The sequence below is a fragment of the Bradyrhizobium sp. genome, assembly GCF_049512235.1.
Taxonomy (GTDB): domain Bacteria; phylum Pseudomonadota; class Alphaproteobacteria; order Rhizobiales; family Xanthobacteraceae; genus Bradyrhizobium.
In genome coordinates, this window is record NZ_JBEKXH010000160.1 from 1 (window position 1) to 13,151 (window position 13,151).

Consider the following 13,151-nt stretch of genomic DNA (forward strand, 5'->3'; position numbering starts at 1 on the left):
GGCGGCCTGTCGCCTTACGCGGCGGCGCAATTCCAGTCCTTTCACACGCCGGCCTACGCCGAGACCGATCTGACGGGCGGCGGCTTCGGTCTCGCTTACGCGGCCCGTAACGCCACCGACACCAGGAGCGAACTCGGCGGCCGTTTCGACCGCGAAATCATGCCGTGGTCTTCGGGTGAGGTCGTGACGTTTACCGGGCGGTTGGCCTGGGCGCATGACTGGGTCAGCGATCCCACGCTGGCCGCGAGCTTCCAGGCGCTGCCGGGCCAGAGCTTCCTGGTCAACGGCGCTGTGCCGGCCAAGGATTCCGCACTGGCCTCTGGTGGAGCCGAGGTGCGCATCGCCTCCAACTGGTTGATCGCCGCCAAGTTCGAGGGCGAGTTCGCCGCCCATTCCACCACCTATGCCGGCACCGGCGTCGTTCGCTACCGCTGGTAAGCGGCGCGCCTCCGATGCCCGCGCAGCTCATGCATTGCGGATCCCGGTGGATGGCACAAACAGTCGCGTGGCTCTTGACTGCCTCGGCGACGCCACTTGGCGAAGTCTAGCGATAGTCCCTGTTGTTGATCACCTTGCCGTCCTTGCCCTCATCGCCGCTGGTCGGCATGCATTCGACCTGTACGAGGTCGGGATAGAGCTCCCAGGCTCGTACCAGGAACTTCCGGCGGATGCCGTAGGAGGTGATGATGCACCGGTTCACCACCGGGTTGACGGCCGCGGCGACGTAGCCGGGATAGAACAGCGCGCCATGATGCAGGACGCTCCAGACCTCGTTGAACCAGGTCGCACGCACCCTGAAGGTCACGGTGTTCTGGTCGGTGCAGGGCAGCGTCTCGCAGCCATAGACCTCGTGGATCTCCCGGCCTTCGGCCTGGCCGGAGAGGTTCTGCGAGTTGGAAAGATAAAGCTGCTCGTCGTGCCGCACCGTGAACAGGTACCAGGGCAGGGTGCCGGCAACCGTGGCTACGCCATAGAAGAGGTAGCAGGCGGCAATCGTCGATAGGATCATCATCCCGCCGCGTGCCTTGCTGAATTCCGGATCGCCGTAGGCGTCCTTGGCGTAGACGAACTGCGCCCACAGCGTGCGGTAGCGGGCGAACGCCCATCGTATGGCGCGCCAGACCCGCCAGGTGATCGGCGCGATCAGCCGCATGTAGATCCAGCCGCAGGAGTGGACGAACTGCGACCAGAACCGGCCGAGCGCGGTCAGTTCCCGATGCGCACGTGCGACGTCGGACTGGTCGTAGGCCTTCTTGGCCTGGTAAGCCCTGGTCTTGAAGTCGGACAGCGTCTTGTCGATGCCGTCCAGCAACGCATCGGCGTCGTTACGCGGCTTTTCTGTCATGGGGGATCCAGTTCGACGTGAAATTGCGGCTCGCCGCATCGAAGCCGATGTCGAGCGTGCCGCCGCAGGCCGCGGTCGCCATCGTCTTCTCGACGATCATGGCCTCGATCCGCTTGATGCGGCCAGGCAGGCCGCGCGCGCCGATCTCGGGCGAATAGGTCTTGTCGCAGAATTCCCGCAGCTCCGTCGCGGGGAAGCGGACCTCGATTGACTGCGAGGCGTAGAAGGCGTTGATGCGCGAGATTTCGCGGAATACGATCTTCTCGATCGTATCCATGTTGAGCTTGCGGAACAGGATGATGTTCTCGCGTCCGTCGAAGCGGTTCAGGAACTCGGTACGAAACGCCTTCTTCAGGTCGCGGATCGTGAGTTCGTAGGCCTCCTCTTCGGTCAGGTCGCCGGGATCGGTGCCGACCCGCAGCGCATGATCGGCGCCGAGGTTGGTGGTCATCGGCATCACCACGTCGCCGAACTCGACCTTGCGGCCCAGATTGTCGCGGCAGCGCCCGTCATCGAGGATGTTGAGGCAGACGTTGAAGATGTCGGGGTGAGCCTTCTCGACCTCATCCCACAGCATGACCTGGTAGGGATTGGCCCGCACCGAGTTGGTCATCTCGCCGCCGGCGGCGAAGCCGTCGTAGCCCGGCGGCGCGCCGATCAGCTTGGTGACGTCGTTCTTCTCCATGAACTCGCCCATGTCGTAGCGGTTGAGCGCCTTGTCGGTGTCGAACAAAGCCTCCGCCAGCGCCTTCGATACCTCGGTTTTGCCGACGCCGCTGGCGCCGCAAAAAAGGAACGGCAGCGGCTTGTCGGTGCGCCGGCCCCGCCGCCAGACCTTGACCGCCCTGTCGATGTGCTCGATCGCCGCGTCCTGGCCGAATACGCGCCGCTGCAACGAACCATGGAGGTTGAGGAGCTTGACGGCGTCGTTCTGCTTGAGCTTGGAGGCGTCGATGCCGGAGATCCGCGAGAATTCGTCGATCACCATATCGGCGGTAAACAGCAGCTGGTCGTTGATCTCCTTGGTGACAGCCTTGTATTTCACCCGGTTCTCGTCGACGGCGGCCTGGGTTTTCGCGATGTCGCCGCGCAGCTTGATAATCTCGGGCGTTGCGTAGCCGGACGCCCTCGCGATCAGGTCGAAGTCGGCATCGACGGCGGACGCCTTGCCGGCGGGATCGTCGAGGTGCCGCTTCTTTTCCTCCTCCTCGAGATCGCGCAGCAGGGTCGCCATCTGCGCGATCGACTTTTCGCCGTCGCGTTGCGCCGCGTAGTAGCCCTTGATCTTGGCCTGGTATTTGGCGAACTCGGCCTTGTGGCGGGCGATGTCGGCGCGCACGGCAGCGGCCTTTTCCCCGCTTCCGGCGGACGCACTGCCCGAGGTGAGACGCGAAAGCTCCGCCTCGAGCTGTTCCAGCATCGGTGGCGTCGAATGCGCCCGCAGCAGGTAGCGCGCCATGCCGCGGTCGAGCAGGGTGCGGGTGCGCGCCGGCTGAGCCGCCGTGAGGCCGGTATCGAGCGAGCGGTATTTGCTCGACATGTCGATGGCCGCCTTGACCGCCGCCGGATCGATCCGGACCCCGTAGCATTCCTCGAGATCCCCAGCGCCGTGCAGCACGATCTCCTCGAGTTCGGCGCCGACCGGCTCGGTCAGGTCCATCAGCGTGAAGTGGTCGCGGAAGTCGGAATGGCACTTGAAGACCTGGGTCAGGTCGGCCTCGCGCACTTCGAGGAAGACCTGCGTCTTCTTCGCCTTCACCATCGATGTCAGCGCATTGACGATGTGCATGAGGCCGCTGTTGTGCAGCGCGCCGATCAGGTCGAGCGTATCCTCCACGATCAGGACGCTGTCGGGAGTGCGGTCCAGGATCGAAAAGATGCTCTTGAACTGCTTGACGATGGCGTCGTTGTCGCCGAGCCCGAACAGGCCGTCGGTATCGAGCCAGAACAGCCGTTTGTTGACGATGTCGAACGGCGCGTCGGCGTCGGCCTTGCGCGCCTGCAGCGCCAGCGCCAGCGTGGTGATGCCGACGCCGCTCGGACCGGAGACGATGACGCTGTTGGCCTCCATCCGCGTCAGGATGGTGCACAGCTCTTCGAACTTCTCCGCGCGGCCCACCAGCTTGAAGTTCTTCCGGCTGCCGAGCTTCTCGCTGCCGGTAATCAGGAAGTTGTTGGCCATTTCGGATTTCCATGGTTCTTGCGGTCGGGCTTCGAGCCGGGCAGGGCAGTGTGCTGGACGATACCGCCCGGCGGGTCAGATCTGCCCGAACGTGATTTCCTTGTCGTCGACCGGCGCCGGCGTCGCCGAAGCGGCCGAAGCGCCGGGACCCTTGGCGTCCATGCCGATGCTCTCCTGCAGTCGCGCGCGCACCGCGGCGGTGACATCGTTGAGCTCCCCAAGCCGGCTCTGGATGTTGGAGAGCCCGTCTTCGCGCAGCTTGTTGGCGGCCTGCAGCGATTCCGCGATACTCGACATCGACTCGATCTTCTCCACGATCCGCCTGGAGCTCTCGTCGAGCTGCAGCGCCTGGCGGATGACCTCCTTGTTGGCGACGTCGTCGGTCACCGCGTTCATCGCCCGCATGGAATCGCGCACGCTCTCCGAGGCCTCGTTGAGCGCCGAGTTGTTGAGTGCCTGGATCGTGGTGTTGAGGCTGGTGGCAACGCTGGCGATGCCGTCGCTGGAGAGTTCGCGCAGGTTGACGTTCTGCTTGCCGAGCGCGTCGTGAAAGGTGCTGGCGTTGACCGCGTCCTTCTCAAGGTCGGCCACCGTCTTCTTGGTGCCGCGCCCGCTGTCGAGGAGCGCGGTGACGTGGCGTTCGAAATCGTTCTTGTTGCGCTCGCGCTCGAGGCGGGCAAGCGTATCCTCGCCCTCCCGTGCGGTCGACAGCGCCTGCACCTTGTCCTTGTTCGCCGCCGTCGCAAGGTCGATGCCTTTGTCGAGGATCGCGACCACCGTGATCATCTGCGAGTTGATCTTGACGAGCTTGTCGGCCTGTCCTTCGATCCCTCCGAGTTCGTCGCGCAATTGCGAGACCGTGACCTGGGACTTGTCGATGTAGTCGAGCGCGGCCTTGATGATGCCCTCGACCCGCTTGACGTGCTCGGGACCGGAGATGTCGAGCATGGCGCGGACCTGGTCCTTCTCGGCCTTGAACTTGCCCTCCTTGGCGTCGCGCTCGGCCTTCTCCGCGACGATCGCAACGACTTTGTCGCGGCAGGCCTTGAGGCCTTCCACCCGCTCGGCAATCTGGAGCTCCTTGGCGGCGATCTCGGCCTGAGCCGATTTCTTGATGCCGCCGAACATGCCAGTCTGCGTCCTCAGCTTGGCGATGTCGCGCTCGAGCATCGCCTTGTCGGAAGTGATGCGGCGGATCTCGGCATCGGCATCCGCCGTGCGGCGGTCCCAGTCGGCTTCCCGCTTACGGTCGTCCTCGATCTCCGCAAAGGTGTCCAGCACGACATTGTCGCCGGCGGTGCGCAGCGTGTAGAGCGCATCCAGGTTGTCGACCAGCGGCCGGATCATCCCGCGGAAGTCGAGTACGCCCTTGTTCATGTCCGCGAACGTCTGTTTCATCTTGGAAAAGACTGTTGTCGACGACAATTCGATCAGCCTGCGCTGCATCAGGGTGCGCTGCTGGGCGAGATACTCCTTGTAGGCCTCAAGCTGCTTGATCGACGCCTTGCATTCCTCCGCGAGATCAGGGGAGAGCAGGGTTGCGACCTGCCGGCTGCGCTCCTCCGGCGCGGCTTCGGGGTTGAACACGATCTTGGCCACGGGATTGGCGGTGATATCGACGGGCGCAACCTGCGCCGCCTGCTTGGGCGCCATCCGCGCCTTGACGGCTTCGTTGACCGCGGTCGATTCCGCCAGTTTCGGGGAAGCAGAGGTGGTCATGCGGGTCGTCTCCTGGTCTGGTGGCCTCGAGCGAGGCCCGTGGAGGGGCTAGATAGAGCCGGCTCCTTTGTTGGACAATGGTAGCGAGGTCCGGTTCAGTCAAAAACAAAAACCGGTGTCAACTTATTGTGCCGCTTGATTCACCTGACCGGGAAAAGCGAGCAATATCAAACGAATCCCTCACCAACCTTAAAGACTAGGTTACTTGAATTCGGAGACTTGTGCCGCCGGCACTCGAATGGCGTCCACCGCAAGTGCGTTTTTCCAAAGCGAGACGTCTCCCATGGCAGGGCCGCGGCAGCCAAGCGGCCGGCGCCGCGCCGCATCACCGGCCTAACTTAACTTATCCATTGCGCGGGGGTCTCGGCATTATGTATGGTCTTAGTAGTCATATTGGTCATTGAGGGTTCAAAAACATGACAGATGTCAACAAGATACGATCCTCCTCACCACCACTCGGTGGCACATGGACGCTCGCTGTCGCCAAGGCGCGGCTCTCCGAGGTGGTTGATCGTGCCCAATCGAGCCCCCAAACCATCACCCGCAACGGCAAGCCGAGCGCGGTGATCGTCTCCGCCACGGAATGGGCACGCAAGACCGTGCGTAGAGGCACGTTGGCGGAATTCCTGCTCGCGTCACCGCTACGCGGCGCCGATCTCGAACTGGAGCGGCAGCGCGACGCGCCTGGTGACCTTACGCTGTGAACCTCCTGCTCGATACCAACGTGCTGTCGGAGGTGCAGCGACCGGCACCTGACCTGAAGGTCCTCGGCTGGCTTGATGCCGTCGACGAGGACCGGGTGTTCATCAGTGTCGCCTCGATCGCGGAACTTCGGCGCGGCATTGCTTTGCTGGACGATGGCCGCCGGCGCGACGCGCTGGCCGCCTGGCTTGCCAACGATCTTCCCGCACGTTTCGCCGAGCGGATCCTGTCGATCGATCACGGGGTTGCCGAGCACTGGGGTGACCTGATGGCGCAGAGCCGACGAAGCGGCGTTGCGCTGTCCATCATGGATGGCTTCTTTGCGGCCACCGCGCTCGCCAAAGACCTCACGCTGGTCACACGCAACGTCAAGGATTTTGCATCATTCGGCGTACCGCTGCTCAACCCGTGGGACGAATAAGCAGCTTGGTTAGGGCTTATCTGCCCCCGAGCGCCGACCCGGTGCCGGATCAACATTTGCGGGCGCATGATCAAATCGTGCGCCGGCGGCGGTTGGCGTCACGACGGCCGGATGTGCGCTCGAGGATGTTGGCCGCAAGCCCGGTTGCGATGGCGCGCCGATGCAAAACGTCCAGCGCAAGCTTCTGCGCCTCGCGGATAAGCGGGGCCGGGATAGCCCTGATATCCGCAAGCTGCCCAATGATCTCAGTGGCGCGGGCCAGCGCGGTCTCGTTAACACAGGCCAGCAAGAGTCCGTAGATCATGCCATGCAACGCTTCGAGGGACTGGGGCAGGCGCGCGGCTGTTTCCTTGCCGGGACGCGCGGCTAACAGCCGCGCCACGTCGGCGCCGGCCTCGATCTCGCGCAGCGCGCCGAAGAACTCGCCGGCGTTGGCGGCCCCGATGCGGCCCTGCACGAACACCCGCTTGGCCGCATCCGACATGTCCGAATTAAGGACGTTGGATAGGTCCCTCCAGCCGCGCGCAGTCGCACCGATCCAACGATAGACGGAAAGCGGCGCCCAGGTGTCGTCGGGTTGATCCGGGTCGACATCCCGACAGGCCGCCGCATGCATCCCGGAAGCAGGTTCGCCACCGCCGCCGATCGCGGTCGGCACATTGAAGTGGAACATGCGATCGGCCAGCGCCATGCCGGCGTCAGGGCTGACCGCCTCGTGGAAACTGGCCTTGCCGGCGACGATCACCTGCCATCCCCGGGGCAGCTGGAACTCTCCGACGCGGCGCTCAAGGATCAGCGAAGAGGCCAAATTCCGCAACCGCCGATCAGCGGCGGTCAGTTCGTCGAGAAAGATGATACCATCCTTCTGATCGAGCGAGGGTTGCAATGCCGGAGGAAAGCCGGCGGGTCCCATCATCGCCAGGCCAGCATCGACCAGCGGGATTTTGAGCTGCGTTGCCACCGGTCGCGCAATGATGGACTTGGCTGCGCCGCGCGTTCCCCACAGCATCGACGGGCGGTGCCTCAGTACCGGATCAGAATACTGTTCGACGAGGGCAGCCGTCGCTTCCGCGGCCGAAACCGGCGGCACGAATATCTCGAAAATCCACTCGTCGGTATCGGACCCAGGGCTGGACTCGACGCCAGGCTCCTTACTCTGCCCATGAGAGGCCCAATGAATCTTCTCGTACAGCCCACACAGCGCAAGCTGCCGCGCTATCTCACCGCCGAGGCAGCCGCTGGTACCATCGATGCGGGCGATTTCGGCGATGAGATCATCCAACTTGCTCTCCCGTCTCGGTTAAGGTAACTGTTGGGGATATTGACTACTGATTGGTACGTTATTTTTCGATCCAGAGTCAAGGGTTTCGTACTTTATGGTATCTAACTTAGTCCATAAGAGAGGTCCAGGCCGGCCCCGGGAGTTTGATCCGGACCAGGCCCTCGACCAGGCTGTCGAGCTGTTCTGGACCCATGGCCTGGAGGGGGTCGACGTCCAGCGCATCGCGCGTGCGGTTGGAGTCACCAAACCCAGCCTCTACAGGCTGTTTGGCGACAAATCCCAGCTGTTCCTTCGCGCCATGAAAAGATACAGCGAGACGGTTGGCGTCAAACCCTATGTGGCCTTCGCGGCCGAGCCTGACCTGCGCAAGGCGGTGCAAGCCCTGATCGAAACGGCCGTTCGAACCGCCACTGCGGAGGGACGCCCGCGGGGATGTTTGGTGGCCTGCGTCGCCGCCGCGCAAGCCGGCCGGCACGAGGAAATTCGGCTGGCGATCCAGCGCACATTGGCGACGGTCGCCGACATCGTTGCGCATCGGTTCGAACGGGAAATCGAGAGTGGGTCGCTGCCCGCGACGCCATCAGCACAGGCGAGGGGACGCCTCGTCGTCGATACCCTGCAAGGCCTGATGCTACGCGCCCGCGCCGGCGCCACGCAAAAGGAACTGCTCGACGACGGGCAGAGCTTTGTCGAACTTCTGCTCCGATGACCGCGCGGATAGCAGTCAGTCCGGCGATGACGGTCGAACAGGGCGCCCACAAGGGCGGCCCCTACTTGATGTCGATCCCGGTAGGGGCGACCCTTGTGGTCGGCCTTCTTCGGCGCCTCCGCATCCAGCCTGTTTCGTCCAAGGGGGTCGGCCGAAGGCCGGCGGTGAACTAAAATGGCATATCGTGTCTTGATCATCGGTGGCACGGGGCAGGTGGGAGCTGCGGTGGTGCGGGCGCTGGCTGCAGAGCCGTCCTGCGTTGAAATAGTGATGGTCAATCGCAGGGCGATTTCTCTGACCGCTGATCCCCGTGTGCGGGAGGTGATCTTGGATACGGCAGCTGCTCAGTTTCCGGCAGAAGTGACCAAGCTTGCGCAGAGCATGGTTGCGCAGGGCGATCCTGTCTATGGGGCATCCTGTGTTGGCGTCGGTCAAGGCAGCATGAAGTGGAGCGAGGAGGAATTAAAGGCCCTCGAAATTGGCGTGGTCGGTGGCTTTGCCCGCGGCTGTCGGGCCGGGGGTATCACACAGTTTTCTCTGCTCTCGGCAGCGGGAAGCACCGCGAAAAGCAGAATTCGCTATGTCCGGGTCATGGGATTAAAAGAAGAGGCGGTTCAAGCAATAGGCTTCCAGCGCCTCGCGATTTTTCGTCCGGGAATTATCGCAGGCAATGCTCACACGCCGCGCTATGCAGCTTGGTTGGGGCGTCTTATTCCGGGACCTTTTGGCACGATTGAGCAGGACGATATCGGGCGCGCCTTTGTCGCTGAATTCATCAGCAGCTCGGCCAGAAACGGGGTTGTGTATCTCGAAAATGGGGCGATGAGACAGAGGTCTCGTACGTTGAAATAGTGATGCGGCAATCGTTGGATAGGTTTGAATGGTTAGTCGTATTGATCGCGTCATCGGCGAGCGGACGAGCGCAGGCGGGCGACGGCGGTCGCCCGGCTCGAGCCGTTGTTGCGCGACCTGCGCGTGGAAGGCTACGACCTTGTGGTGATCGGGTCATTGGCAAGGCGGGAATTCAAGTCCCATTCCGATGTCGACTTTCTTGTCCGGGGCGGTCCTGAATACGCAGCGGCGGGCGAGGGTGGAACGGGCCGTGGCCGCGGCTATGCGTGGCTCCGGCATTTCCTACGATCTGATCTATGCGGCCGATCTCACTCCCGAGCGGCTCAGGGATTTCGAACGTGATCTCCTCTAAGCACCCCGCGTTCGCAAGGACCAGACGTCGGCGGCGATCGATGGCAAGCGTCCTGCTTTGCTCTTTAGATCGGTGCGGCAGCGCTGACTGAACTAGAGGTCGATCAAGCCGCCGTCGACGAACAGTTCGGCACCCGTGGTGTAGGTGGCATCGGCGGCGAGGTAGAGGGCTGCGGCGGCGACTTCAGCGGCGGTGCCGGTGCGACCGAGCGGAATGCGGGTCTTGGCCCCCTCGATGAAGCTGTCTTTCTGGGCCGGTGTGAGGCCGCCTTTGTCGAGGATCGGGGTGATGATCGGACCGGGGCTGATGGTGTTGACCCGGATGCCCCGCGGCGTCAGCTCCTTGGCGATGGTGCGGCCGAACGAACGCAGCGCCGCCTTGGTCGAGCCGTAGATTGTGCTGCCTCCCAGGCCGCCGCTCGCGCCGGCCACCGAAGCCGTCAGGATGATCGCGCCGCCGTCCGGAATGACCGGAATGGCGTGTTTGACCAGGAAGAACGCGCCCTTGACGTTGATGTTGAACTGGCTGTCGTAAAAGGCCTCGTCGACCTCTGCGATCGGCGCGAACTTGGCGATGCCGGCGTTGACGAATAGCACGTCGATGCGGCCGTGTTTGGCCTTGACCTGGTCGACCAGGGCCTTGGTAGCGGCCACGTCGCCCGCGTCCGAGACCAGCACCTCGATCCCGGGCAGCGCCGCTTTGGCGGCTTTCACCGAGCGCTCGCTGGAGCCGGTAACGACTACCGTTGCGCCTTCGGTTTGAAAGAGTTTTGCGGTCTCCGCGCCGATACCGCTGGTGCCGCCACTGATGAGAGCGATCTTGCCGTCGAGCTTGGCCATGAAATATTTCCTTATTTCGAGGTGTTCCCGTGCCGGAGAGAGATGGGGAGCCCGGCTGCGCGGGCAATGGCGCCGGCGGATGCCGGCGGAGGAGCGGGCGGGCCGCCCCGCGACGCTGAACTACTCGCCAGACACCTCGGACGTCCGACTGCGCCGGCGACCGCGCAACGCGTCAGACAGGAATTGCTTCCGGTCGCAATGGCCGGCGAACCGTGGGTCGCGAGCCTGCTGGAAGAGATGACGGCCAGGTGGGCGAGGGGCGAGGCCGCCTATCGCCTGACGGCTGCCCAGGCCGAAGTCACCAGAGAGTTCTTCACGTTGTTGGCCTCAAACCTAGCTCGCCGCGTATCCACGCCACCGGGGCTAGCCGTCGTTATGTCAGCTTTTGCGACATTTTTGGCTGCTATTTCGTCTCAGGCGACAGGCGGGCCCAAGACTTGGCTTCACATGTCGAGTGCCCGCACAGCGAGGCCGCCTAGCCTTTCCATATTATGTTGCGTTTTGCGACAATAAGGTGTACTAAGTTGGATAATACGACGTATTCCATACCTAACCGAGGTTTATGTTGCGATGAGCGACGACATTCACTTCATCTCAGGCGACCGCGCCCGCGACCGGGCGATCCAGAGACAGGCGGAAGCCGGTCGTCTGACCAAGATCTCCGACGGCATTTATGGGAACACGGACGGACGCAGCGCCGAGGAATTCGCATATGCTCACTGGACCACGATCCTGGCCAACAAGGTCCCCGGTGCCGTGCTCACCGGACGGACGGGGATTTCGGTCAACCCGTGGCGGGAACGCGGCAAGGACGGTCGTCCGCTCTTTCCCGGCTGGATTTTCTGCACGCACAGCGACGGCAAGGCCCGCAAGAGATTTTCCATCGCTGGTCTTGAGATCCGCTCGTTTCCAGGACCGGGACCGCTCGAGGGTGACGTCGCTTATCTGGGCACGTACATTCCGAGTGCCTCCCGCAACCTCCTCGAAAATCTGAAGCCCTCGCGCGAGCGCGATGGGCCGAGCCGCACGATCGGACGCGAAGGTGTCGAAGCGGAAATCGAGAGGCTCCTCAAGACCGAACACGAGGAGGGGTTGAAGGCCATCCGCCGGCGCGCCCACCTGATCGCCGCCGACCTCGACGCGACCGACGAGCTCAAGGTCCTCGACGACCTGATCGGTACGTTCCTCGGCACGCGAAAAGCCAAGCTTGCCCACGAAAAGGTCGCCATTCGGCAACGGCAGGACGCCCCGTTCGATCCAGACTGCATGGAGCGGCTCAAGGCGCTCGCTGTGGTCCTGAACCGGGGTGCGATGCCGGATCGTCCGGATCCCCACGCGGCGGCCGACGAACGCGCATGCGTGTCGTTCATCGAGGCCTACTTCACCAACTACATCGAAGGGACGAGGTTTTCCGTCGACAAGGCCCGCCGCATCGTATTCCAGGACGAGGAGCCTGACGGAAGGCCCGCGGACGGTCGCGACATCGTCCAGACCTTCAAACAGGTCTCGACGATGGTCAAGGGAATGAAGATGGCTGGCTCGTTCGCGGAATTCGTGGACGAGATCAAGGAGCGAAATCGTCTCCTTTTCGATGCGCGGCCCGAACGTGATCCAGGGAATTTCAAGACGGAGCCGAACTTCGCCGGCAATACGGAGTTCGTGGCGCCGAACCTTGTGCAGGGAACGCTGAAGGAGGGGTTCGAGACGCTGCAGAGCCTCACCACTCCCATCGCGCGTGGCATATTCGCCCATACCCTTCTCGTTCTCGTCCATCCTTTCAACGACGGCAACGGACGCACGTCGCGAATCATGATGACGAAGGAACTCGTCAGCGCGGGTCAATCGCGTCTCATCGTGCCGACGATCTTCCGGGACAATTATATCGGCGGCATCACAGCGCTTATCCACGAACGGAGCCCCTCTGCTCCGCCCCTGGTGCGCGCCCTCCTGGAATGCCAGCGCATCACGGACGCCATCGTCTCGCCTGACCTCGACAGGACCATTGAACTTTGGGCTTCCACGCACGCTTTTTTAGAGGACGTCACTACTGCCCAACTGACGTTTCCAAATCCGGATCTCAAGATCGAGAAACGAATTGGCGTACCGGCGCCGGCCACATATTGGGAGTCTATCGATTTCGCGCGAAGCTTGGCGGATGAAGATCCCGCGGGCGGGCTAAAGCTGTAAGATTGCCGTTACCACGTCCGTCGTGACTTCGTGAGTTGTCGCGTGAAGCGACGACAGATAGGATTCGCATAAGGTATATTATGGAATATTTTTATCTGCCGCGATATCAGCCACTTAGGATAGCCGTCAAATTGACCGCTCCAATTTGATATCGACCTTGGCTGGATGTTGTAGTTCCAGGGCAACGAATCGGCCGAAACCTTCACCGCGACCCGCGTATGGGCTGCGCGCCAGCGAGCGGATTTCGGTGAGAGAACTTGGCATGTGAGTTGAGCTTCCAGGTTTGGCGCCGGCCGGTTGCCTGGCTCCGGTGCGCGGTTGTGGATGGCAACAAAAAACCCGCGACCGGTCTCCCGGCGCGGGCATCTGCTTCTTGCTATGATGACAACGTGCCAGTGATTTGCCCGACGTGTCAACTTTTTTCTGGTCCTTCTTCTCCATCCCTCGAACTGGGCAATGACGCCGTGCCGAAGAGATACGCGTTCCCTGGGTCAGGTGTTTCGGGGCTGTCAAGTGCCGAATAAAAAAATATTATTGTTGCCTTTTTGTTCGAAGCGGTCT

11 protein-coding genes and 1 pseudogene are annotated in these 13,151 nt (G+C 62.7%); 7 read left to right on the forward strand and 5 right to left on the reverse strand.

Translation table 11 applies throughout. From position 1 onward, the window contains the following. Positions 1-438 (forward strand): autotransporter outer membrane beta-barrel domain-containing protein (locus tag ABSG20_RS16390; protein ID WP_423865557.1); only part of this gene is annotated, 438 nt, incomplete at its 5' end. 106 nt (positions 439-544) lie between these two features. On the opposite strand, the gene ABSG20_RS16395 is transcribed toward ABSG20_RS16390, so the two are convergent. From ABSG20_RS16395 to ABSG20_RS16405, 3 genes are all read right to left on the reverse strand, one after another. After that, a complete protein-coding gene (locus ABSG20_RS16395; RefSeq protein WP_423865558.1) occupies positions 545-1,345 on the reverse strand; it encodes a hypothetical protein in 801 nt (266 codons plus the stop codon). Then, positions 1,326-3,527 carry an AAA family ATPase gene (locus ABSG20_RS16400; protein WP_423865559.1) on the reverse strand — a complete coding sequence of 734 codons (2,202 nt, stop codon included), beginning with the start codon at positions 3,525-3,527 and terminating at the stop codon, positions 1,326-1,328. The genes ABSG20_RS16395 and ABSG20_RS16400 overlap by 20 nt, the downstream gene beginning before the upstream one ends. A 75-nt stretch (positions 3,528-3,602) precedes the next feature. After that, positions 3,603-5,246, reverse strand: coding sequence for a coiled-coil domain-containing protein (locus ABSG20_RS16405; RefSeq protein ID WP_423865560.1), 1,644 nt, complete (start codon positions 5,244-5,246; stop codon positions 3,603-3,605). A 416-nt stretch (positions 5,247-5,662) separates the two neighbouring features. Here ABSG20_RS16405 and ABSG20_RS16410 point away from each other — a divergent pair, with 416 nt between their 5' ends. Both ABSG20_RS16410 and ABSG20_RS16415 read left to right on the forward strand, forming a co-directional pair. Further along, positions 5,663-5,950 (forward strand): type II toxin-antitoxin system Phd/YefM family antitoxin, encoded by a 288-nt coding sequence (locus tag ABSG20_RS16410; RefSeq protein WP_423865561.1) that lies wholly within the window; start codon positions 5,663-5,665, stop codon positions 5,948-5,950. Then, positions 5,947-6,369, forward strand: coding sequence for a type II toxin-antitoxin system VapC family toxin (locus tag ABSG20_RS16415; protein ID WP_423865562.1), 423 nt, complete (start codon positions 5,947-5,949; stop codon positions 6,367-6,369). Before ABSG20_RS16410 ends, ABSG20_RS16415 begins: the two co-directional genes overlap by 4 nt. A 70-nt stretch (positions 6,370-6,439) precedes the next feature. Here ABSG20_RS16415 and ABSG20_RS16420 read toward each other — a convergent pair whose 3' ends face one another. Beyond that, complete coding sequence (locus ABSG20_RS16420; RefSeq protein WP_423865563.1) at positions 6,440-7,651, reverse strand: ATPase; 1,212 nt, start codon at positions 7,649-7,651, stop codon at positions 6,440-6,442. Between the two features lie 94 nt (positions 7,652-7,745). Here ABSG20_RS16420 and ABSG20_RS16425 point away from each other — a divergent pair, with 94 nt between their 5' ends. The 3 genes and pseudogenes from ABSG20_RS16425 to ABSG20_RS16435 form a co-directional block, all read left to right on the forward strand. Then, on the forward strand, positions 7,746-8,360 hold the full coding sequence (locus ABSG20_RS16425; RefSeq protein ID WP_423865564.1) for a TetR/AcrR family transcriptional regulator: 615 nt from the start codon (positions 7,746-7,748) through the stop codon (positions 8,358-8,360). Positions 8,361-8,534: 174 nt separating this feature from the next. Then, positions 8,535-9,212 (forward strand): Rossmann-fold NAD(P)-binding domain-containing protein, encoded by a 678-nt coding sequence (locus ABSG20_RS16430; protein ID WP_423865565.1) that lies wholly within the window; start codon positions 8,535-8,537, stop codon positions 9,210-9,212. Positions 9,213-9,335: 123 nt separating this feature from the next. Continuing rightward, a pseudogene (locus ABSG20_RS16435) lies at positions 9,336-9,419 on the forward strand (nucleotidyltransferase domain-containing protein); the annotation flags it as partial. A gap of 237 nt (positions 9,420-9,656) precedes the next feature. On the opposite strand, the gene ABSG20_RS16440 reads toward ABSG20_RS16435, so the two are convergent. After that, positions 9,657-10,403: an SDR family oxidoreductase gene (locus ABSG20_RS16440; protein WP_423865566.1), complete on the reverse strand. Its 747-nt coding sequence runs from the start codon at positions 10,401-10,403 to the stop codon at positions 9,657-9,659. Positions 10,404-10,973: 570 nt separating this feature from the next. Here ABSG20_RS16440 and ABSG20_RS16445 point away from each other — a divergent pair. Next, the gene (locus ABSG20_RS16445) at positions 10,974-12,590 is read left to right on the forward strand and encodes a Fic family protein (protein WP_423865567.1); all 1,617 of its coding nucleotides are present in this window, start codon (positions 10,974-10,976) and stop codon (positions 12,588-12,590) included. Positions 12,591-13,151: the final 561 nt, after the last annotated feature.